17 protein-coding genes are annotated in these 23,680 nt (G+C 46.5%); 16 read left to right on the top strand and 1 reads right to left on the bottom strand.

The features are described 5' to 3' along the window. The first annotated feature begins 1 nt into the window (after nucleotide 1). The 11 genes from murE (at nucleotide 2) to lpxC (ending at nucleotide 13,558) form a co-directional block, all read left to right on the top strand. Nucleotides 2-1,483 (top strand): UDP-N-acetylmuramoyl-L-alanyl-D-glutamate--2,6-diaminopimelate ligase, encoded by a 1,482-nt coding sequence (murE, locus tag KIV40_RS00210; protein WP_285347614.1) that lies wholly within the window; start codon nucleotides 2-4, stop codon nucleotides 1,481-1,483. Next, the gene (gene murF / locus KIV40_RS00205) at nucleotides 1,480-2,844 is read left to right on the top strand and encodes a UDP-N-acetylmuramoyl-tripeptide--D-alanyl-D-alanine ligase (protein WP_285347612.1); all 1,365 of its coding nucleotides are present in this window, start codon (nucleotides 1,480-1,482) and stop codon (nucleotides 2,842-2,844) included. Before murE ends, murF begins: the two co-directional genes overlap by 4 nt. After that, nucleotides 2,844-3,926 carry a phospho-N-acetylmuramoyl-pentapeptide-transferase gene (mraY, locus tag KIV40_RS00200; protein WP_005428568.1) on the top strand — a complete coding sequence of 361 codons (1,083 nt, stop codon included), beginning with the start codon at nucleotides 2,844-2,846 and terminating at the stop codon, nucleotides 3,924-3,926. Before murF ends, mraY begins: the two co-directional genes overlap by 1 nt. A 39-nt stretch (nucleotides 3,927-3,965) precedes the next feature. Continuing rightward, a complete protein-coding gene (gene murD / locus KIV40_RS00195) occupies nucleotides 3,966-5,279 on the top strand; it encodes a UDP-N-acetylmuramoyl-L-alanine--D-glutamate ligase (protein ID WP_285347610.1) in 1,314 nt (437 codons plus the stop codon). Between the two features lie 18 nt (nucleotides 5,280-5,297). Next, nucleotides 5,298-6,494 carry a cell division protein FtsW gene (gene ftsW / locus KIV40_RS00190; protein WP_134977290.1) on the top strand — a complete coding sequence of 399 codons (1,197 nt, stop codon included), beginning with the start codon at nucleotides 5,298-5,300 and terminating at the stop codon, nucleotides 6,492-6,494. Continuing rightward, nucleotides 6,481-7,548, top strand: coding sequence for an undecaprenyldiphospho-muramoylpentapeptide beta-N-acetylglucosaminyltransferase (gene murG / locus KIV40_RS00185; RefSeq protein ID WP_047480586.1), 1,068 nt, complete (start codon nucleotides 6,481-6,483; stop codon nucleotides 7,546-7,548). Before ftsW ends, murG begins: the two co-directional genes overlap by 14 nt. A 23-nt stretch (nucleotides 7,549-7,571) precedes the next feature. Continuing rightward, complete coding sequence (gene murC, locus KIV40_RS00180; protein WP_012126988.1) at nucleotides 7,572-9,029, top strand: UDP-N-acetylmuramate--L-alanine ligase; 1,458 nt, start codon at nucleotides 7,572-7,574, stop codon at nucleotides 9,027-9,029. 191 nt (nucleotides 9,030-9,220) lie between these two features. Next, entirely contained in the window at nucleotides 9,221-10,006 is a 786-nt protein-coding gene (locus KIV40_RS00175; protein WP_005528702.1) for a cell division protein FtsQ/DivIB, read from the top strand. Beyond that, nucleotides 9,999-11,261 carry a cell division protein FtsA gene (gene ftsA / locus KIV40_RS00170; RefSeq protein ID WP_005528700.1) on the top strand — a complete coding sequence of 421 codons (1,263 nt, stop codon included), beginning with the start codon at nucleotides 9,999-10,001 and terminating at the stop codon, nucleotides 11,259-11,261. The genes KIV40_RS00175 and ftsA overlap by 8 nt, the downstream gene beginning before the upstream one ends. A gap of 30 nt (nucleotides 11,262-11,291) precedes the next feature. Beyond that, nucleotides 11,292-12,539 carry a cell division protein FtsZ gene (ftsZ, locus tag KIV40_RS00165; protein WP_134977287.1) on the top strand — a complete coding sequence of 416 codons (1,248 nt, stop codon included), beginning with the start codon at nucleotides 11,292-11,294 and terminating at the stop codon, nucleotides 12,537-12,539. A gap of 101 nt (nucleotides 12,540-12,640) precedes the next feature. Further along, nucleotides 12,641-13,558, top strand: coding sequence for a UDP-3-O-acyl-N-acetylglucosamine deacetylase (gene lpxC, locus KIV40_RS00160; protein WP_005436150.1), 918 nt, complete (start codon nucleotides 12,641-12,643; stop codon nucleotides 13,556-13,558). A gap of 69 nt (nucleotides 13,559-13,627) precedes the next feature. Here lpxC and KIV40_RS00155 read toward each other — a convergent pair whose 3' ends face one another. Next, complete coding sequence (locus KIV40_RS00155; RefSeq protein ID WP_005528694.1) at nucleotides 13,628-14,086, bottom strand: DUF721 domain-containing protein; 459 nt, start codon at nucleotides 14,084-14,086, stop codon at nucleotides 13,628-13,630. Nucleotides 14,087-14,507: 421 nt separating this feature from the next. On the opposite strand from KIV40_RS00155, the gene secA reads away from it, so the two are divergent. From secA to carB, 5 genes are all read left to right on the top strand, one after another. Further along, a complete protein-coding gene (gene secA / locus KIV40_RS00150; RefSeq protein WP_010646536.1) occupies nucleotides 14,508-17,237 on the top strand; it encodes a preprotein translocase subunit SecA in 2,730 nt (909 codons plus the stop codon). Nucleotides 17,238-17,310: 73 nt separating this feature from the next. Continuing rightward, the gene (mutT, locus tag KIV40_RS00145; RefSeq protein WP_285347606.1) at nucleotides 17,311-17,709 is read left to right on the top strand and encodes an 8-oxo-dGTP diphosphatase MutT; all 399 of its coding nucleotides are present in this window, start codon (nucleotides 17,311-17,313) and stop codon (nucleotides 17,707-17,709) included. A 113-nt stretch (nucleotides 17,710-17,822) separates the two neighbouring features. Next, on the top strand, nucleotides 17,823-18,632 hold the full coding sequence (gene dapB, locus KIV40_RS00140; RefSeq protein ID WP_285347605.1) for a 4-hydroxy-tetrahydrodipicolinate reductase: 810 nt from the start codon (nucleotides 17,823-17,825) through the stop codon (nucleotides 18,630-18,632). 482 nt (nucleotides 18,633-19,114) lie between these two features. Next, a complete protein-coding gene (gene carA / locus KIV40_RS00135; protein WP_041853244.1) occupies nucleotides 19,115-20,269 on the top strand; it encodes a glutamine-hydrolyzing carbamoyl-phosphate synthase small subunit in 1,155 nt (384 codons plus the stop codon). 16 nt (nucleotides 20,270-20,285) lie between these two features. Further along, nucleotides 20,286-23,519 (top strand): carbamoyl-phosphate synthase large subunit, encoded by a 3,234-nt coding sequence (carB, locus tag KIV40_RS00130; RefSeq protein WP_012126995.1) that lies wholly within the window; start codon nucleotides 20,286-20,288, stop codon nucleotides 23,517-23,519. The last annotated feature ends 161 nt before the right edge of the window (nucleotides 23,520-23,680 follow it).

The following is a 23,680-nucleotide window of genomic DNA, read 5'->3' as shown; positions in this document are numbered from 1 at the left end:
TATGACTAAAGCCATCAGTATGGACACGCTGCTTTCCACTTGGGTCGATTGCCCGAGCTTGTCGTCCATTCTTGTTTCTGAATTGGAACTCGACAGTCGACGAGTTCAATCTGGAACAACTTTTGTAGCTATTATTGGCCATGTTGTGGATGGGCGTAAATTTATCCCAACCGCGATTGAGCAAGGTGCGAATGCGGTGATTGCTCAAGCTTGTGAGCAAAAAGCGCATGGCACGATTGAGATTGTTGATGATGTTCCAGTGATTTACCTTGATGCGCTGGATAAGTGCCTATCTGAAATTGCAGGTCATTTGTATACCTACCCAACGATGGATTTGATTGGTGTCACTGGCACCAACGGCAAAACCACCATCACTCAACTGATTGCTCAATGGATTGATTTGGTCGGTTCAAAAGCGGCGGTAATGGGAACCACGGGGAATGGCTTTCTCGACAACCTACAAGAAGCTGCGAATACTACGGGCAACGCCGTTGAAATCCAAAAAACACTGTCTTCGCTCGCTGAGCAAAAAGCGCAATACACAGCGCTTGAAGTGTCTTCTCATGGTTTGATTCAAGGTCGCGTTAAAGCGCTGTCTTTTGCTGCTGGCGTGTTTACTAACCTGAGTCGTGATCACCTCGATTACCATGGCACGATGGAAGAATACGCCAACGCTAAGTTAACCCTGTTTACTGAACATCAATGTGGTCACGCTGTTATCAATGTCGATGATGTTGTGGGTGCTGCGTGGGCGAAGCAGTTGAACAACGCGCTTGCCGTGTCACTCAAACCAACAACAGAATTTTCTCAAAGCGTGTATGCAAACCACATCGCTTATGCTGAATCTGGCATCACGATTGAGTTTGATGGCAAGTTTGGTGAAGGTAAGTTGCATGCACCACTTATCGGTGAGTTCAATGCCGCGAATCTGATGTTGGCATTCACAACGTTACTTAGTCTAGGTTTCAGCAAGCAAGATTTGCTGGCAACAGCAGGCCAATTACAGCCCGTTCTTGGTCGTATGGAACTGTTCCAAGCTGATGATAATGCCAAAGTAGTGGTGGATTATGCTCACACGCCTGACGCGCTAGAAAAAGCGCTGCAAGCATTGCGTGTACATTGCCACGGTGAGCTTTGGGCTATCTTCGGCTGCGGTGGTGATCGCGATGCTGGTAAGCGCCCAATGATGGCAGAAATCGCTGAACGTTTGGGTGACAAAGTGGTACTTACCGATGACAACCCTCGTAGCGAAGACCCAGCGCTGATAATGAAAGACATGTTGGCTGGCTTAACGAAACCAGCTGAGGCGATTGTGCAACATGACCGTTTTAAAGCGCTGTCTTACGCACTTGAGCATGCTTCTTCGCAAGACATTATCCTTCTGGCCGGTAAAGGTCATGAGGACTACCAAATTCTAAATTCTGGAACCATCCATTACTCTGACCGCGAGTCAGCCATGACACTATTGGGGCTTTCATCATGATCACAGTAACGCTTTCTCAAATTGCCGACATTACTGGCGGTGAACGGGTTGGTAACGATCTTTCTATTGAATCTGTTTCGACCGACACTCGATCTATCGAACAAGGCGCTCTATTTGTTGCTTTGGTTGGAGAGCGTTTTGATGCTCACGACTTTTGCCAACAAGCAGTAGAGTCGGGCGCGGGCGCACTATTGGTACAAAAACGCGTTAATGTGAATGTGCCTCAAGTCGTTGTCGGCGATAGTAAGGTAGCATTGGGGCAAGTGGCAGCTTGGGTTCACCAAACATGCCAAACGCCGACGGTCGCCATTACAGGTAGCTGTGGTAAAACCACGGTAAAAGAGATGGTTGCCAGTATTTTGCAGTTGAAAGGTAAAGTGCTGTTTACTGCGGGCAACTTCAACAACGACATTGGTGTGCCATTGACCTTGCTGCGTTCGCAACAAGACGATGACTACGCGGTGATCGAGTTGGGTGCGAACCACATTGGTGAAATTGAGTACACTACGCAATTAGTTAAGCCAGACATTGCCATGGTAAACAACGTGGCTGCTGCTCACCTTGAAGGTTTCGGGTCTATCGATGGCGTGAAACAAGCTAAAGGTGAAATCTACCAAGGGCTAGCGGCTGGCGGTATTGCGATCGTAAACCTAGATAGCAATGGCGGAGCGAAGTGGGATGAAGTATTAGCAGATAAGAATGTGATTACTTTTTCACAAAGTAACGCGGACGCTGACTTTTACGCTTCCAACATCGTGATGAGCGCCGCAGGTGAGGCAAGCTTTGACTTACATATCGCTGCAACTTCACAAGAAATTGAACTGTCTCTGGGTATTATTGGTCAACACAACGTGGCTAATGCAATTGCTGCTTCTATCATTGCCTTGAAAATGGGGTCGACATTAGAAGAGATTCGTTCAGGCCTTAAGCACTTAAACAAGGTAAAAGGTCGTGTTGAAGTGGAAGAGTTGAGCGATAAAATCAAGCTTATTGATGACAGCTACAACGCTAGCGTTCCTGCTATGAAGGCGGCGGTCGATTTACTGGCGGCATTCCAAGGCCAACGTTGGTTGATTTTAGGTAATATGGCGGAGTTGGGTGAGGAAAGTCTTGCACTTCACCGTCAAGTCGGGGAACATGCTGCCCCACAAAAATTTGAACATGTTCTCACGTATGGTGCGGATGCAAAGGTCATTAGCGAGCTTTGCGATGGCATCCATTTCGAGACACATCAAGAGATGATTGACTACATCAAGCAGCATCTAGACCAAGCGGTTCCTGAACACCACACGATTTTGGTGAAAGGCGCGAACGGTGCACGTATGTTTGAAGTCGCTGCTGCTTTGAAGGAGTACTATTAATGATTATTTGGCTTGCCGAGCTGCTACAGCCATACCTATCTTTTTTCCGATTGTTTGAATACCTATCTTTTCGAGCAATCCTCAGCGTTCTAACCGCTCTAGGTCTATCTCTATGGATGGGGCCGATTATGATCAAGCGTCTACAGATGCTACAAATTGGTCAGGTTGTTCGTAACGAAGGTCCAGAATCCCACTTTAGCAAGCGTGGTACCCCAACAATGGGCGGTATCATGATTTTGGCTGCTATCTCTATCACTATCCTGTTATGGACTGACTTGTCGAACCCGTACGTATGGGCGGTACTGACCGTTCTTCTTGGTTATGGTGCGATCGGTTTTGTCGATGACTATCGTAAGGTCGTGCGCAAGAACACTGACGGTCTGATTGCTCGTTGGAAGTACTTCTGGCAATCATTAATTGCGTTTGTAGTGGCTTTTGCTCTGTACGCTTACGGCAAGGATACTGCAGCAACTCAGCTTGTGGTGCCATTTTTCAAAGACATCATGCCGCAACTTGGTTTGATGTACATTATCCTGACTTACTTTGTAATCGTGGGTACCAGTAACGCGGTAAACCTAACCGATGGTCTAGATGGTTTAGCTATCATGCCAACGGTTCTCGTTGCGGCTGGTTTTGCGGTGATTGCATGGGCGACGGGTAACGTTAACTTCTCTGAATACCTTCACATCCCTTACCTACCGCACGCTTCTGAATTGGTTGTGGTATGTACGGCAATTGTTGGTGCAGGTCTTGGTTTCTTGTGGTTTAACACTTACCCAGCACAAGTGTTTATGGGCGATGTGGGCTCACTAGCACTTGGTGGTGCGCTTGGCACAATCGCAGTATTGGTTCGTCAAGAGTTGGTACTGGTGATCATGGGCGGTGTGTTTGTAATGGAAACGCTATCGGTAATTCTTCAGGTAGGTTCTTACAAACTGCGCGGCCAGCGTATTTTCCGCATGGCACCGATTCACCACCACTACGAATTAAAAGGTTGGCCGGAGCCTCGCGTAATCGTGCGCTTCTGGATTATTTCTATGGTTCTTGTTCTGATTGGTCTAGCGACACTGAAAGTGCGTTAATCGCACTTTCCAAGAACAAGACAAATTGCGTGATCAAATATGGAACGTTGGCAAAACATACATAAGGTCGTCGTTGTAGGGCTCGGTATTACCGGGCTCTCTGTCGTTAAACACCTAACAAAAACACAGCCGCAACTGACGGTTAAAGTCATCGATACACGTGCGACTCCTCCGGGAGCTGAGCGCTTACCAGAGCAGGTTGAACTGCACAGTGGTGGTTGGAATACTGAGTGGCTTGCAGAGGCCGACTTAGTGGTGACTAACCCGGGTATTGCCTTAGCGACACCAGAGATACAAGCGGTTCTTGCGAAAGGAACGTCAGTTGTTGGTGATATCGAACTCTTCGCGTGGGCAGTCGATAAGCCAGTTATTGCGATTACCGGTTCTAATGGTAAAAGCACAGTCACTGACTTAACGGGTGTAATGGCGAAGGCTGCAGGCTTAACAGTGGGTGTCGGTGGCAATATCGGTGTTCCTGCTCTCGATTTGCTAGAGCAAGATGCAGACTTGTATGTGCTTGAGTTGTCCAGTTTCCAGCTAGAAACCACTTCAAGCCTGAAGCTCAAAGCGGCGGCGTTTCTGAACCTTTCCGAAGATCACATGGATCGCTATGAGGGCATGTCGGACTACCGACAAGCTAAACTGCGCATTTTTGATAACGCGGAGTTGGCAGTAGTTAACCGTGATGATCAAGAAACCTTCCCTGATACTGAAACACCGTTGGTGACGTTCGGAAGTGATGAGCAAGCTTACGGCCTTGAAGCAGATGGTAACCGTACTTGGTTGCTTGATCATGGTCAGCGTGTGATTGCCAGTGATGAATTAAATCTGGTTGGTAAGCACAATCTAGCTAACGCGCTTGTGGTACTTGCTCTGCTTAAAGCGGCAGATGTGGACTATCACAAATCATTGAATGCACTGAAAACTTACACGGGTTTGACACATCGATGCCAAGTGGTTGCGGATAATCGTGGCGTAAAATGGGTGAATGACTCTAAAGCGACCAATATTGCAAGCACTATGGCTGCACTCTCTGGATTAGAGTCAACAGGCAAGCTGTACTTGCTTGTTGGTGGTGTTGGCAAAGGCGCTGACTTCACTCCACTAAAACCGATCTTCGCAACACTGAACCTACAACTTTGCTGCTTTGGTGCAGATGGTGATGAATTTATGCCACTGCATGAATCAGCAACTCGTTTCGACACCATGGAAGATGTGATTCAACAGATATCTTCGCAGTTAAAAACGGGTGATATGGTGATGCTGTCTCCGGCATGTGCTAGCTTTGATCAATTCGACAACTTTATGGCAAGAGGTGACGCAATCGCAGCTCTTGCTAAGAAATATGCATAATTAAAGGTCACACACTTCGTGGGTTTAGGTAACGTTAAACGCAGCATTGGCACTTGGCTTAAGCATCCTGCACCAGAGGCGCTCTTTGATCGTCAACTTGTCTGGATTGCACTGGGTTTGATGTTAACTGGCTTGGTGATGGTGACATCAGCATCATTTCCTATCAGCTCGCGTTTGACGGATCAGCCGTTTCACTTCATGTTCCGTCATGCCACCTTCCTAGTTCTCGCGATTGGTGTTTCTTCCGTTATTCTCCAAGTGCCTTTGCAGGAGTGGTTCAAGAAGAGCCACTACCTACTGTGGCTTGCTTTTGGCTTGCTCATCATCGTATTAGTCGCTGGTAAGTCGGTGAACGGTGCCTCACGTTGGATCCCGCTGGGTCTGTTCAACTTGCAGCCTGCCGAAGTCGCCAAGCTCTCGCTATTTGTCTTCATGTCCGGTTATCTGGTGCGTAAGCAAGACGAAGTTCGCCAAACTTTCTTTGGCGGTTTCATGAAGCCGATTATGGTGTTTGCCTTCTTCGCGGTCTTGCTGCTTGGTCAGCCCGACTTAGGTACTGTGGTCGTAATGCTGGTGACCTTGTTTGGCATGTTGTTCATTGCAGGCGCTAAGCTCACGCAGTTCTTAGCTTTGATGATTGCCGGTATCGCTGCGGTCGTTGGTTTGATTTTGGTTGAGCCGTACCGTATTCGCCGTGTTACGTCATTCTTAGACCCTTGGGAAGATCCATTCGGTAGTGGTTATCAGCTCACACAATCACTCATGGCATTTGGTCGTGGTGAGTGGTTTGGTCAAGGCCTAGGCAACTCAATTCAAAAACTCGAATACCTACCAGAAGCGCATACCGACTTCGTTTTTGCAGTATTGTCAGAAGAGCTCGGGTTTGTTGGTGTGGTATTAGTACTCATGCTGATTTTTAGCTTGGTATTAAAAGCGGTCTACATTGGTAAGCGTGCCTTTGATGAAGGCGAAATGTTTGGTGGTTACCTCGCATTTGGCATCGGTATTTGGTTTGCTTTTCAGACGTTGGTTAACGTTGGCGCAGCAGCAGGCATCGTTCCAACCAAAGGTCTTACTCTTCCACTGATCAGTTATGGTGGTTCGAGTCTTATTATCATGTCCGTGGCAGTATCTATCTTGCTGCGAATCGATCACGAATGCCGCTTGAAGCGCGGCCAGAAAGAATCAGAACAACAAGTCGATGAAGAAAAATAAACGTTTGATGGTGATGGCTGGTGGTACTGGCGGTCACGTGTTCCCGGGTCTTGCGGTAGCGAAGCAGCTACAAGAACAAGGTTGGGAGATTCGTTGGTTAGGCACCGCGGATAGAATGGAAGCCGATCTAGTGCCAAAACATGGCATTGAAATCGACTTTATCAAAGTAAAAGGTCTACGAGGTCAAGGCGTTAAGCGTCTTCTTGCGGCACCATTTCAAATTATCAATGCCATCATGCAAGCTCGAGCTCACATGAAACGCTGGCAGCCAGACGCAGTGCTTGGTATGGGCGGCTATGTTAGCGGTCCTGGTGGTATTGCCGCTTGGATGAGTGGTATTCCTGTAGTGCTGCACGAGCAGAATGCAGTCGCAGGCCTGACGAACCAATGGTTATCGAAAATCGCGAAGAAGGTATTTCAAGCTTTCCCTGGCGCGTTTCCAAATGCCGAAGTGGTTGGCAACCCAGTTCGTGAAGATGTGACTCAATTAGCAGCGCCAACTGAGCGCATGCAAGAACGTCAAGGTCCAATTCGTATTTTGGTGATGGGCGGCAGCCAAGGCGCACGCATTCTTAACCAAACTCTGCCAGAAGTGATGGCAAAATTGGGCGATGATTACTGTATTCGTCATCAAGCGGGCAAAGGCTCCGCTGAAGAGGTGAACGCAGCATACCAAGCGAATGGTGTTGCGAATGCAGACGTTACAGAGTTCATTGACGACGTTGCAGAAGCGTATGCATGGGCTGACCTTTTAGTTTGTCGTTCAGGAGCGTTAACCGTTTCGGAAGTCTCGGCGGCAGGTGTGGGGGCTATTTTTGTTCCGTTTATGCACAAAGACCGTCAGCAAGCACTGAATGCAGACCACTTAGTGGATTGCGGTGCGGCGAAAATGATTGAACAACCAGATTTAACCGTTGAGTCATTGACTCAGCAGATCCAACAATTGGATCGACAAGCTTTACTTACAATGGCTGAGCAAGCGCGTGGCGCTGCAAAATTGAATGCTGACCGAGTTGTCGCACAAGCCATTGTCGCTTTGACCGAAAAGCGTTAACCGAATTATTGAGAATAGAATTGATGACAATCCAACATACACAAGACTTAGCTCAGATTCGCGCAATGGTGCCAGAAATGCGCCGCGTGAAATCCATCCACTTCATCGGTATTGGTGGTGCGGGCATGAGCGGCATTGCAGAAGTGCTGTTGAACGAAGGCTACCAAATCACAGGTTCTGATCTATCAGAGAACCCAGTGACAGAGCGTTTAGTATCAAAGGGTGCGACCGTATTTATCGGCCACCAAGCGAGCAATGTAGAAAAAGCCAGTGTTGTTGTGGTTTCAACGGCGATTAACGAAGAAAACCCAGAAGTGATGGCAGCGCGTGAGTTGCGTATTCCTATTGTACGTCGCGCAGAGATGTTGGCTGAATTGATGCGATTCCGTCACGGTATTGCTGTTGCGGGTACGCACGGCAAAACAACGACCACGGCACTTGTGACGCAAATCTATTCTGAAGCGGGCTTGGATCCAACTTTTGTTAACGGTGGTTTGGTTAAGAGCGCAGGTACGAACGCACGCTTAGGCTCTAGCCGAATCTTGATTGCTGAAGCAGACGAAAGTGACGCTTCATTCTTGCATTTGCAACCTATGGTGAGCATCGTAACGAACATCGAAGCTGACCATATGGATACATACGGTGGTGACTTCGAAACCTTGAAGCAAACCTTCATTGACTTCCTTCACAACCTACCGTTTTACGGCCAAGCAATTGTATGTATCGACGATCCTGTGATTCGTGAATTGATTCCTCGAATTAGCCGTCAAGTGATCACTTATGGTTTCTCTGAAGATGCGGATGTTCGTATCGAGGATTATCACCAAGAAGGTCAGCAAGGCAAATTCACTGTAGTACGCGAAGGTCGTGCGAATCTTGATATCACACTAAATATTCCTGGCCGCCATAATGCCTTGAACGCATCAGCAGCAATTGCGGTTGCCACAGAAGATGACATTAGCGATGAAGCGATTTTAAAGGCAATGGCAGGTACTCAAGGTACAGGTCGTCGTTTTGACCATTTGGGTGAGTTTGATACGGGCAACGGCCATGCCATGCTTGTCGATGATTACGGTCACCACCCAACAGAAGTGGACGTAACGATCCATGCCGCGCGAAGTGGTTGGCAAGATAAGCGCTTAGTGATGATTTTCCAACCGCACCGTTACAGTCGAACTCGTGATTTATACGATGATTTTGCAAACGTACTTGAACAAGTTGATGTGCTAATCATGTTGGATGTATACGCCGCAGGCGAAAAGCCAATAGCAGGTGCAGATGGTCGTGCTTTATGTCGAACTATCCGCAGTCGTGGGAAGGTAGATCCAATTTTTGTCCCAGAAATCGAGCAATTACCTTCAGTTTTGGCTAACGTTATACAAGACGGCGACCTGATTTTGACTCAAGGTGCGGGTGATGTTGGTAAAGTGGCGAAGCAATTAGCAGCACTTGAATTGAACATTAGCAAGATGCTCGGTTAGCGACCAAGGTTGACGCAAGGTACAGAGAAAGACCTAGATCTCGATTTTGCGTCAAGAACGTTGTGATTTATCGCTATCAGTGTTTGATAGTTTACAAGAGCTCAGTATAATCCCAAGGTTAAAGTCAATGCTTTTGCCAATGTGTGCTAACACGGTGAAAAGTACAGGACAAAAGTCAGGAAACGAAGACGTTGTTGAATATTGCACTTAATGAAGAGCGACTTAACACGGACAATAACCGTGGTCGCCAAGATAAAATCTTAGGTGCGCTATTTTTCGTTGTTGTGGTGACCTTAATTAGTTCTGTTTTGTACTCAGCGATCAGTTGGATGTGGGATGACCAAAGGTTACCTCTCTCCAAAATAGTACTTCAGGGAAAACTGGAGTATGTCACTGCAGACGATGTTCAAGCTGCGTTTAGCCAGATTGATCATATTGGCACCTTCATGTCACAAGACATTGATGTGTTGCAACATAGTGTTGAAGCCATTCCTTGGGTTGCGCATGCCGCGATCCGCAAACAATGGCCTGACACAGTAAAAGTATTTTTGACAGAACATCGCCCAGTCGCCATCTGGAATGGCAACGAATTATTAGATAATAATGGCTTGGTATTTGGAGGCGATGTCGGCCTGCTAAAGGAAGAGAAAGTTAAGTTATATGGACCCAATGAAACCGGGCCGGAAGTCTTGCAAACCTATCGCGAACTCCGACCTAAGTTCCAAACACTGGGTCTTGCTATATCGTCTCTTGTATTAAACGAGCGACGAGCTTGGCAAATCATCCTTGATAACGGTATTCGACTAGAGCTCGGTAAAGAGTCTCTGGATGAGCGAATAGAGCGTTTCTTCTTGCTCTACAACAAGCTTGGCAGTGACACACAAAGAATCAGTTATATCGATCTTAGGTACGATACGGGAGCCGCGGTTGGTTGGTTTCCTGAACATGAGTTAGAACAAGAGAGTACGAATGACTAAGGCCGCTGATGACAACATTATTGTTGGTCTTGATATAGGCACTGCAACCGTATCAGCTCTAGTGGGTGAGATTCTACCGGATGGCCAAATAAATATTATTGGTTCGGGTAGTAGCCCTTCACGTGGCATGGATAAAGGCGGCGTGAATGATTTGGAGTCGGTTGTAAAATCAGTACAACGCGCAATTGATCAAGCTGAGTTAATGGCGGAATGCCAAATCAGCCGAGTATTTATTTCGTTGTCTGGTAAGCATATCGCAAGCCGAATTGAAAAAGGCATGGGCACTATATCGGACGAGGAAGTTTCTCAAGAAGATATGGATCGCGCTATCCATACCGCAAAATCGATTAAAATCGGTGATGAACAACGAATCCTTCACGTGATTCCGCAAGAGTTCACCATCGACTACCAAGAGGGTATCAAAAATCCGCTTGGTTTATCTGGAGTGAGAATGGAAGTGAGTGTCCATTTGATCTCATGCCATAATGATATGGCACGCAATATTATTAAGGCGGTAGAACGCTGCGGCCTTAAAGTAGAGCAACTTGTTTTTTCTGGGCTTGCTGCGAGTAACGCGGTAATTACCGAGGATGAAAGAGAGCTTGGGGTTTGTGTGGTCGATATTGGCGCTGGCACGATGGATGTTTCTATCTGGACTGGTGGTGCGTTACGTCACACAGAGGTGTTTTCTTACGCAGGAAATGCTGTAACTAGCGATATTGCTTTTGCTTTTGGTACGCCTGTGAGCGATGCTGAAGAAATAAAGGTCAAATATGGTTGCGCCTTGAGTGAACTGGTCAGTAAGGATGACACAGTTAACGTTCCAAGCGTAGGTGGTCGACCTTCACGTAGTCTGCAGCGTCAGACTTTGTCAGAAGTGATTGAACCACGCTACTCTGAGCTAATGGGACTGGTTAACCAAACTATCGACTCTGTACAAGCGAAATTGCGCGAAGAGGGCATTAAGCACCATCTCGCCGCGGGTGTAGTTCTTACCGGCGGTGCAGCGCAAATCGAGGGAGTGGTAGAATGTGCGGAACGCGTATTCCGCAACCAAGTAAGGGTCGGCAAACCGCTCGAAGTCAGCGGATTAACTGACTATGTAAAAGAGCCGTACCATTCTACGGCAGTTGGATTACTTCATTACGCAAGAGACATGCAGTCTAGCGACGATAGCGATTATAATGAACCTAAGCGCTCATCTGTTACTGGCTTTTTCGGTAAATTGCGTAATTGGATACAAAAAGAGTTTTAACCTGAGTTGCAGGATAAACGGAGACAACACATGTTTGAACCGATGATGGAAATGTCTGACGATGCAGTAATCAAGGTCGTTGGGGTTGGTGGCGGCGGTGGTAACGCTGTTGAACACATGGTGCGTGAATCCATCGAAGGTGTGGAATTCATCAGCGTCAACACTGATGCGCAAGCACTTCGTAAGACAAGCGTTGGCAATGTCATTCAGATTGGTGGTGATATCACTAAAGGTCTGGGTGCAGGTGCGAATCCACAGGTTGGCCGTGAGGCAGCTCTCGAAGACAGAGATAGACTTAAAGATTCCCTAACTGGTGCCGATATGGTGTTTATCGCAGCTGGTATGGGCGGTGGTACTGGTACTGGTGCAGCACCTGTTATCGCTGAAGTAGCAAAAGAGCTGGGTATTCTTACCGTTGCGGTAGTAACAAAACCGTTCAGCTTTGAAGGCAAAAAGCGTTTGGCATTTGCAGAGCAAGGTATCGATGAGCTTTCTAAGCACGTTGACTCTTTGATCACGATTCCAAACGAAAAGCTACTTAAAGTACTTGGCCGTGGTGTAACGCTGCTAGAAGCGTTTGCAAGCGCGAACGACGTTCTTAAGAACGCAGTTCAAGGTATTGCAGAGCTAATCACTCGTCCTGGCATGATCAACGTCGACTTTGCAGACGTACGCACTGTGATGTCTGAAATGGGTCACGCAATGATGGGTAGCGGCATCGCGAAAGGCGAAGATCGTGCAGAAGAAGCAGCAGAGATGGCTATCTCTAGCCCGCTTCTAGAAGACATCGATCTAGCGGGTGCTCGTGGTGTTCTTGTTAACATCACTGCTGGTCTGGACATGCGTCTTGATGAGTTTGAGACAGTAGGTAACACAGTGAAAGCATTTGCTTCGGACAATGCGACAGTGGTTATCGGTACTTCTCTAGACCCAGATATGACGGACGAAATCCGCGTAACAGTTGTTGCGACAGGTATCGGCAACGAGAAAAAACCAGACATTACGCTAGTTGCTGGTGGCAAAGCGAAAGTAGCTCCGACGGCTGCACCGCAAGCTCAACCACAACAGCAAGCTGCAGCGCCACAAGCTGAAGAGAAACCGGCACAAACTTTGCAAACTACTCCAGTGCAAGAGAAGCCACAGGTAACTCCTCAGCCGACAAACACAGTTTCTTCTTCTCCAGCTTCATCTGCGGGCCAAAGCTCAGCAGCACCAAAGCAAGAGAAAGAAAGCGGTTATTTAGATATTCCGGCATTTTTGCGTCGTCAGGCTGATTAATCTTTAACCCGTAAATTTGACATAGCTCAAAATTATGGTAGCATTCACGGTCGACGTTACAGACGGCCGTGTTTTGTAGCATATTTTAGAGAGGCAAGCAGATGATCAGACAACGTACTCTGAAAGAAATAGTGAAAACAACTGGTGTGGGTCTCCACTCTGGTCGTAAAGTCACACTTACTCTGCGCCCAGCTGCTGCTAATACAGGTATCATTTACCGTCGTACAGATGTAAACCCACCTGTAGATTTTCCAGCTGATCCAGCGTCTGTTCGTGACACTATGCTATGTACAGCACTAGTGAACGACGAAGGCGTGCGTATTTCGACTGTTGAACACTTGAACGCGGCACTTGCTGGAATGGGCATCGACAACATTATTGTTGAAGTTGACGCACCTGAAATTCCAATCATGGATGGTAGCGCTAGCCCATTCGTATACTTGCTACAACAAGCAGGTATCGAAACGCAAAATGCGCCTAAGCGTTTTATCCGTATTAAGAAACCAGTTCGTTTTGAAGATGGTGATAAGTGGGCAGAGTTTGTTCCATTTAACGGCTTCCGTATGGACTTCGAAATTGAATTTAACCACCCTGCGATCGAATCAGACGAGCAACGTCTTCTGTTTGATTTCTCATCTCAAGGTTTCGTTCGCGAGATTTCTCGTGCACGTACATTTGGTTTCATGCGTGATATCGAATATCTACAATCTCAGAACCTAGTTCTTGGTGGTAGCTTTGATAACGCAATCGTACTGGATGATTACCGCATTCTTAACGAAGAAGGCCTACGCTTTGATAACGAGTTTGTTACTCACAAAGTATTGGACGCGATTGGTGACCTTTACATGTGTGGTCACGCAATTATCGGTGAATTCCGTGCGTTCAAATCAGGTCATGGTCTAAACAACCAACTTCTACGTGCTGTTCTTGCTGATCAAGAAGCATGGGAATGGACAACATTCGAAGAAGAAGAAGGTTCACCAGTTGCATTTGCACAACCAAATATGGTTCTAGCGTAAAATACGCAAACGCAAACAAATTAAAAAAGCCAGGCAATGCCTGGCTTTTTAGTATCTGAAGTTTCGTTGCTATTTTTCGCTTTTCTTCTCTGCCATATCGGCAAGGCGCTTCAAGCGTTCTTGGATCTTCGGTGGCGCCATATCAGCAATGATCAACAGCGAGTTTGCCGCGGATTCGGTTAATGGTGGACGCTTTGGTTTGTTCTCTTGTTCGAACCGATTACGGTAAAGGGAAGGGTTGATTCTTACCTCCACACTCATTAATTTTGCGTAGCCCTGGGTTCTCAGTTTATTGAGGATCATCAGGCGATCGTAATCGATCTTCATTTTGATCGCAGCACTCGATACATCAATTAATAAATGACCGCTGCGAACGTTCGCCACACGGCAATGATCGGCCGTTCCTTTTGGCAAGATCTCCTGCAATGCCTGATTCAGCTGCAAGATTTCCCCTGCATGCTCTTGAATCTGCTTAAACTGAGATTCAGCAATAAGGTCGTCTGTTGAGGTAGGGCGATGATCACGCATAGGTAAAATCTAATTTTGTTGAGATATGGGTATTCTAGAGCAGTTTTCTGCTTAGGTATAGTTTACATTATGGCCTTTATCTTCAACTTCACCAGACGATTTGGGTTTAGCAAGTAAAAGCGGATTGTTTTTGAAAATGCTAACTTTACGCCGTGAGGCTTGTGTAATACTGGCTCATCCGCCATCAGTTTGTCTAAAAACTTACGAGTGCTTCAAACAAATACGTCTATTTATGGTTGTATCGATGAAAAATCCTTACACTAAGCCACATTGATTCAAAATTTAGCCTTGAAATATGGATGTTTGAACTCAATATCTTTGATAAATGATTTATCTCAGTATTCTTAGTTCCAAACTGGCAGAGACTGAAGGCATTACGAGTAGATCGGGAACGGTCTGATTAAAGAGAGATCCACGAAAAATGATAACTAAGCTACTGACAAAAGTAATTGGCAGTCGCAACGACCGAACACTGCGCCGCCTTAGAAAAATTGTAAAAGAGATTAATAACTACGAACCAACGTTCGAAGCACTTTCTGATGAAGAGCTAAAAGCGAAGACAGTTGAGTTCCGTGAGCGCCTAGAGCAAGGCGAAACTCTTGATAAGCTACTTCCAGAAGCTTTTGCTACGGTTCGTGAAGCATCTAAACGTGTTTACGGCATGCGTCACTTCGACGTTCAGCTTATCGGTGGTATGGTACTGAACGGCGGTCAAATTGCGGAAATGCGTACTGGTGAAGGTAAAACTTTAACTGCAACCCTTCCTGCTTACCTAAACGCACTTCCAGGTAAAGGTGTACACGTAGTCACAGTGAACGACTACCTAGCGACACGTGATGCTGAGACTAACCGTCCACTATTTGAATTCTTAGGTATGACTGTTGGCGTAAACGTGCCAAACATGCCTCCTCAAGCGAAGAAAGAAGCTTACCAAGCCGACATCCTATACGGTACAAACAACGAATTTGGTTTTGACTACCTACGTGACAACATGGCTTTCCGCAATGAAGACCGTGTTCAACGTGAGCGTTTCTTCGCTGTAGTCGATGAGGTGGACTCAATCCTTATCGATGAAGCTCGTACTCCTTTGATCATATCTGGTCCAGCAGAAGACAGCTCTGATCTATACACTCGTATCAACCTGCTTATTCCACAGCTTCAAAAGCAAGATAAAGAAGATTCTGAAGAATACCGCGGTGACGGTCACTACACAGTAGATGAGAAATCTAAACAGGTTCACCTAACAGAAACGGGCCAAGAATTCGTTGAAGAATTGATGGTGAAAAACGGTCTGATGGAAGAGGGTGATACGCTTTACTCTCCAACGAACATCAGCCTACTGCACCACGTAAACGCAGCGCTTCGCGCACACGTGTTGTTCGAACGCAACGTAGATTACATCGTTAACGAAGACGGTGAAGTTGTAATCGTTGATGAGCACACGGGTCGTACAATGCCGGGTCGTCGTTGGTCTGAAGGTCTTCACCAAGCGGTTGAAGCAAAAGAAGGCGTTAAGATTCAAAACGAAAACCAAACGCTGGCTTCGATTACTTTCCAGAACTACTTCCGTCTATACGAAAAACTGTCAGGCATGACAGGTACAGCGGATACAGAAGCATTCGAATTCCAATCGATTTACGGTCTTGAAACGGTTGTTATCCCAACTAACAAGCCAATGATCCGTAACGATATGCCAGACGTGGTTTACCGTACTGAAGCAGAGAAGTTTGCTGCAATCATCGAAGACATCAAAGAGCGCGTAGAGAAAGGTCAACCATCTCTAGTAGGTACGGTTTCTATCGAGAAATCAGAACTGCTATCTAACGCACTTAAGAAAGCGAAGATTAAGCACAACGTACTGAACGCGAAATTCCACGAACGTGAAGCTGAGATTGTTGCAGAAGCTGGTACACCTGGTGCAGTAACTATCGCAACGAACATGGCAGGTCGTGGTACCGATATCGTGTTGGGTGGTAGCTGGCAAGCGAAAGTGGAAGCACTGCAAGATCCGACTAAAGAACAGATCGACGCGATTAAAGCTGAGTGGAAACAAGTTCACGATCAAGTACTAGAGTCTGGTGGTCTACACATCATCGGTACTGAGCGTCACGAATCTCGTCGTATCGATAACCAGCTACGTGGTCGTTCTGGTCGTCAAGGTGATGCGGGTTCATCTCGTTTCTACCTATCGATGGAAGATTCACTGCTGCGTATCTTCACTTCAGACCGTATGGCTAGCCTTATCCAAAGTGGTATGGAAGAAGGTGAAGCGATCGAGTCTAAGATGCTGTCTCGTTCAATTGAAAAAGCACAGCGTAAAGTGGAAGGCCGTAACTTCGATATCCGTAAACAGCTTCTTGAATACGATGACGTAGCGAACGATCAACGTAAAGTGGTTTACGAATTGCGTGATGAGCTAATGAGCGTTGACGACATTAGCGATATGATTGAGCAAAACCGTGAAGATGTAATCACTGCGATCATCGACGAATACATTCCACCACAATCTCTAGAAGACATGTGGGATGTGGAAGGTCTACAAGAGCGCTTGAAGGCAGACTTCGATCTAGACGCGCCAATCAAGCAATGGCTTGAAGAAGACGACAAGCTATACGAAGAAGCGCTACGTGAGAAGATCACTAACCTAGCGGTTGAAGTTTACAAAGCGAAAGAAGAAGTGGTTGGCGCACAAGTGCTACGTAACTTCGAGAAGTCAGTTATGCTTCAAACGCTAGATACGCTATGGAAAGAGCACCTAGCGGCGATGGATCACCTACGTCAAGGTATTCACCTACGTGGTTACGCGCAGAAGAACCCGAAACAAGAGTACAAGCGTGAGTCGTTTGAACTGTTTGAAGGTCTATTAGAAGCGCTGAAAACAGACGTGATTACTGTTCTATCTCGTGTTCGTGTTCAACAGCAAGAAGAAGTTGAACGTATGGAAGAGCAACGTCGCGCGCAAGCTGAAGAAGCAGCACGTCGTGCACAAGCTCAACACGCGGCAGCACAAAACCCATTGTCTGAAGGAGAAGAGTCTGAAGAAGGCGCTCACCAACCAATGGTTCGTGAAGAACGCAAAGTGGGCCGTAATGAGCCTTGTCCATGTGGCAGCGGCAAAAAGTACAAACAGTGCCACGGTAAAATCGACTAATACAGTCTGAAAACATAAATAAAGAGTCGCTTAGGCGGCTCTTTTTGTATTGATAGATCTAGGAACGAATCTAATGAAAAGAATTCACATTGTTGCGGCGATCATCTTTAACCAAGACAAATCGCAAATCTTCATCACCAAACGTCCGAGCGACAAACACAAGGGCGGTTTTTGGGAGTTCCCTGGTGGTAAAGTTGAGCAAGACGAAACGGTTGAACAAGCGATGATTCGTGAGCTTGAGGAAGAGATTGGCATTACAGTGACTGAGCAAGCTTTGTTTGAACACTTGGAATACGATTATCCAGATAAGTCCCTGAAGTTTGATTTTATGACAGTATCTCAATTCGACAACCAACCTTATGGTCGCGAAGGCCAAGAAGGTTGTTGGGTGGATATTGCTGCATTGCCTGATTACGCCTTCCCTGAAGCGAATGTGCCGATCCTTGAGCGAGTGGTAAAAGAGTTTTCCTAACTCACCGCGAACTATCTTGTGGTTAACACAGGATATTGTTAGTTTAAAAAGATATCGCGAAACGAAAGAGGACGAGGCAAACCTCGTTTATCCAGAGAAGGAGAGAAAGCGCAATGGTTCGTATTGCAATCGCAGGAGCTGCTGGCCGTATGGGTCGCAATCTAGTTAAAGCATCACACCTCAATCCAGAAGCATCCGTTACTGCAGGTTCTGAGCGTCCAGAATCTTCATTAATTGGCGTCGATGTGGGTGAACTGTGTGGTGAAGGTAAATTTGATGTCTTTCTGACGGATGATTTAACAAAAGAAGTCGACAACTTTGATGTAGTGATCGATTTTACTGCTCCAGTGAGCACGCTAGCGAATCTAGAACTGTGTAAGCAACATGGTAAGAGCATTATTATTGGTACAACGGGCTTCAGTGAAGAAGAACGTGAACTGATTGATGAAGCCGCTAAGCAAGTACCTGTTGTCATGGCTCCTAACTACTCTGTTGGTGTGAACCTAGTCTTTAAGCTTCTTGAGAAAGCAGCCAAAGTCATGGGCGACTACTGTGATATAGAAATCGTAGAAGCGCATCACCGTCATAAAGTTGATGCTCCGTCTGGTACCGCGATTGGTATGGGTGAAGCCATTGCTGGCGCGATGGGTAACAAACTGAGTGACGTTGCGGTATATGCACGTGAAGGTATCACGGGCGAACGTACGAAAGATGAGATCGGTTTTGCGACTATCCGCGCTGGTGATATCGTCGGTGAGCATACTGCAATGTTTGCTGATATCGGTGAGCGTGTTGAGATCACACACAAAGCGACCGACCGTATGACTTTTGCTAATGGTGCCGTTAAGGCCGCTGTTTGGTTACATTCTAAACCAGCGGGCTTTTATACCATGACCGATGTCCTCGGGTTGAATGAGCTTTAAGTACATAATTATTCGCCGGCGCAAGCCGGCTTTTTTGTATTTGAAGAAAATTATGTAAATGAAATGAGTACGTGAGATGCGTGTGTTATCGATAGTTTGATTGGTTTTTTGGGGTGGTTTAACTATTTATTTGTGTGTAATGCTCAAAAGTTTGGGTTGATTTTGCTGGATGAACGTTTGCGCAAAAAACTCGGAAAATTTTGTGATCTGTAATAAGTTCAAATTTGTAAAATTCACAAAAAAGTCATGATAACTGATGTGTAGGTAAGTAAAACTTGCTTTTTTAGGGCTTTTTCTGTTGAAATTCCCTTACTTGCTAGAAAGTGATAATTTATTTTTCAATGTGTGTTGACAGTTTCCAAGTCCGTCTTTAGAATGCCGCCAATTTGTCAAAAATATCTGTTTATGTAAATAATCAAGGTAAAGGAAGGCAAATTTGCAGCTTAATTTATTTTTTATGCATTTTTATTCTGGAGGTTGTCTTGGGTAAATTAGCACTGTTAGTCCTAGAAGATGGGACAGTGTTCCGCGGTGTTTCCATTGGAACAGATGGTATTTCCGTTGGTGAAGTTGTTTTTAATACCTCGATGACGGGGTACCAAGAAATTCTCACTGATCCTTCCTATTCTCAACAAATCGTTACTCTTACTTATCCTCACATTGGCAATACCGGAACCAATTCCGAAGACGAAGAATCCTCTTCAATTCACGCACAAGGCCTTGTGATTCGCGATCTCCCTCTTATCGCTTCTAACTTCCGTAATGAACAATCCCTTTCTGATTACCTCAAGTCGCAAAACATCGTCGGCATTGCAGACATCGACACGCGTAAGCTAACTCGTATCCTGCGTGAAAAAGGTGCTCAAAACGGTTGTATCGTAGCTGACTCTTCCATAAACGGAGAGAATCTAGACGAAGCTTTGGCACTAGCGAAAGCAAAAGAATTCCCTGGCTTGAAAGGAATGGATCTTGCGAAAGAGGTTACAACAAAAGAAGCGTATCAATGGAAACAAGGTTCGTGGACGCTTGAGGGTGGACTTCCAGAAGCGAAAGACGACAGCGAATTGCCATATCACGTTGTTGCCTACGACTTTGGCGCAAAACGCAACATCCTGCGCATGTTGGTTGACCGAGGCTGCCGCCTAACGGTAGTTCCTGCTGAAACTTCAGCAGAAGAAGTTCTGGCTCTAAATCCAGATGGCGTTTTCTTATCAAACGGCCCTGGCGACCCAGAACCATGTACTTACGCGATTGAAGCGACAAAAGTATTCCTAGAAAAAGGCCTGCCAATCTTTGGCATCTGTTTAGGCCACCAAATCCTTGCGCTAGCATCGGGAGCACAAACAGTGAAAATGAAGTTTGGTCACCACGGCGCAAACCACCCAGTAAAAGATTTGGAGCGTAATGTTGTGATGATTACGTCGCAGAACCACGGTTTTGCAGCAGACGAAGCAACGCTACCTGAAAATCTACGTGCTACTCACGTATCGCTATTTGATGGCTCTCTACAAGGTATTCACCGCACAGACAAGCCAGCATTTAGCTTCCAAGGTCACCCTGAAGCGAGCCCAGGTCCACACGACGCGGCACCGCTATTTGACCACTTTATCGAACTAATCAAAAAACACAGCGCTTAATTCGGAGTAGTAGATAATGCCAAAACGTACTGACATTCAAAGTATTCTTATTCTTGGTGCTGGTCCGATTGTTATCGGTCAGGCATGTGAGTTTGACTACTCTGGCGCACAAGCGTGTAAAGCACTGCGTGAAGAGGGTTACCGAGCTATCCTAGTAAACTCTAACCCTGCAACCATCATGACTGACCCAGACATGGCGGATGCAACTTACATCGAGCCAATCCAATGGGAAGTGGTTCGCAACATCATCGCGAAAGAAAAGCCGGATGCAGTACTACCAACAATGGGTGGTCAAACTGCATTGAACTGTGCACTAGACCTAGAGAAGCACGGTGTTCTTGAAGAGTTCGGCGTTGAGATGATTGGTGCGACTGCTGACGCAATCGACAAAGCGGAAGACCGTTCTCGTTTCGATAAAGCGATGAAGTCTATCGGCCTTGAGTGCCCACGTGCAGATACTGCAAAAACGATGGAAGAAGCTTACGCTGTACTCGATATGGTTGGCTTCCCTTGTATCATCCGTCCATCATTTACTATGGGTGGTACTGGTGGCGGTATCGCATACAACAAAGAAGAGTTCGAAGAAATCTGTCGTCGTGGTTTGGACCTATCTCCAACCAACGAACTTCTTATCGATGAATCTCTTATCGGTTGGAAAGAGTACGAGATGGAAGTGGTTCGTGACAAAGCGGACAACTGTATCATCGTATGTGCGATTGAAAACTTTGACCCAATGGGCATCCACACGGGTGACTCAATCACAGTGGCACCAGCGCAAACACTAACAGACAAAGAATACCAGCTAATGCGCAACGCATCTCTAGCAGTATTGCGTGAGATTGGCGTTGAAACTGGTGGTTCTAACGTACAGTTTGGTATCAACCCGAAAGATGGCCGCATGGTTATCATCGAGATGAACCCACGCGTATCTCGCTCTTCTGCTCTAGCATCGAAAGCAACAGGTTTCCCAATCGCTAAGATTGCAGCGAAACTGGCAGTTGGCTTTACGCTAGACGAGCTAATGAACGACATCACTGGCGGCGCTACGCCAGCATCATTCGAACCAACAATCGACTACGTAGTAACAAAGATTCCTCGCTTTAATTTCGAGAAATTTGCTGGTGCTAACGACCGTCTAACGACGCAAATGAAGTCAGTTGGTGAGGTAATGGCAATTGGTCGTAACCAACAAGAGTCACTACAAAAAGCACTTCGCGGTCTAGAAGTAGGCGCTACTGGTTTTGACGAGATGGTTGACCTAGATGCGCCAGACGCACTGACGAAAATCCGTCATGAGCTGAAAGAAGCAGGCGCAGAGCGTATTTGGTACATCGCGGATGCATTCCGTGCAGGTATGTCAGTAGATGGCGTATTCAACCTAACGCAAATCGACCGTTGGTTCTTAGTTCAAATCGAAGACATCGTGAAGCTTGAGCAAGAGCTAAAAGCAAAAGGCTTCGCTGGTCTAAACAAAGAAGAACTTAACAAGCTGAAGCGCAAAGGTTTTGCTGATGCACGTCTATCTAAGATTCTAGGTGTTGCGGAAAGCGAAATCCGTCGTCTACGTGACCAGTACGACATCCACCCAGTGTACAAGCGCGTTGATACGTGTGCGGCTGAGTTCTCTTCTGATACGGCTTACATGTACTCATCTTACGATGACGAGTGTGAAGCGAACCCAACAGACAAAGACAAGATCATGATCCTAGGCGGCGGTCCAAACCGTATCGGTCAAGGTATCGAATTTGACTACTGTTGTGTACACGCATCGCTAGCACTGCGTGAAGATGGCTACGAAACTATCATGGTTAACTGTAACCCTGAGACTGTTTCTACGGACTACGACACGTCTGACCGTCTGTACTTCGAACCAGTAACACTGGAAGACGTACTAGCAATCGCTCGTGTTGAGAAGCCAAAAGGCGTTATCGTTCAGTACGGTGGTCAAACACCACTTAAACTGGCTCGCGCACTTGAAGCGGCTGGCGTGCCAATCATCGGTACTAGCCCAGATGCAATCGACCGTGCAGAAGACCGTGAGCGTTTCCAAGTTGCTGTTGACCGTCTAGGTCTTCTACAGCCAGAAAACGCGACAGTAACGACGATGGAGCAAGCGGTAGAGAAATCTCGTGAAATAGGTTACCCACTGGTTGTACGTCCTTCTTACGTACTTGGTGGTCGTGCGATGGAAATCGTATACGATGAGCAAGACCTACGTCGCTACTTCAACGAAGCTGTCAGCGTATCAAACGAATCTCCAGTTCTACTAGATAGCTTCCTAGACGACGCAGTTGAAGTCGATATCGATGCTATCTGTGACGGTGAGCGTGTGGTTATCGGCGGTATCATGGAGCACATCGAACAAGCGGGTGTTCACTCTGGTGACTCAGCATGTTCTCTTCCTGCATACACGCTAAGCCAAGAAATCCAAGACGTAATGCGCGAGCAAGTTGAAAAGCTAGCGTTTGAGTTGGGTGTTCGTGGTCTGATGAACACGCAGTTTGCGGTTAAGAACAACCAAGTATACCTAATCGAGGTGAACCCTCGTGCAGCGCGTACAGTACCGTTCGTATCTAAAGCAACGGGTGCACCAATCGCTAAGATTGCTGCGCGTGTAATGGCGGGTCAATCGCTTGAAGCTCAAGGCTTTACGAAAGAAATTATCCCACCTTACTACTCAGTGAAAGAAGTGGTACTTCCATTCAACAAGTTCCCTGGTGTTGACCCACTGTTAGGCCCAGAAATGCGCTCTACTGGTGAGGTTATGGGTGTTGGTGCTACGTTTGCAGAAGCTTACGCGAAAGCAGAATTGGGTTGTGGCAACATTTACCCAGAAGGTGGTCGTGCACTACTGTCTGTTCGTGCAGGTGACAAAGAGCGCGTTGTGGACCTAGCATCTAAGTTGACAAAACTTGGTTACCAGCTAGATGCAACACACGGTACAGCAGTGATTCTTGGTGAAGCGGGTATTAACCCACGTCTAGTAAACAAAGTACACGAAGGTCGTCCTCACATTCTTGACCGTATTAAGAACAACGAGTACACCTACATCGTGAATACTGCCGCTGGCCGTCAAGCGATTGAAGACTCTAAAGTTCTGCGTCGCGGCGCACTAGCTGAGAAAGTGAACTACACGACAACACTAAACGCTGCATTCGCAACTTGTATGGCACACACTGCAGACGCGAAGAGCACAGTAACTTCGGTTCAAGAGCTACACGCAAAAGTGAAAGCTAGCCTAGAAGCGTAATAGATAAAAATCAGTAAGCCCGAAAAATAGGGCTTATATGACAACCTCATTGCCCGCTCATTTGAGCGGGCTTTTTTTTGTCTTTAAGGTTTCTTAAAATGGAGAGAATTGAAGTGCGCTAAGAAAGCTTGGTAGAGCGGACTTTTGTATAGTATGCGCCC

This window comes from Vibrio sp. D173a (assembly GCF_030248475.1).
Note: the sequence above shows the minus strand (reverse complement) of the source record. Positions and strands in the feature narration are given on the sequence as shown.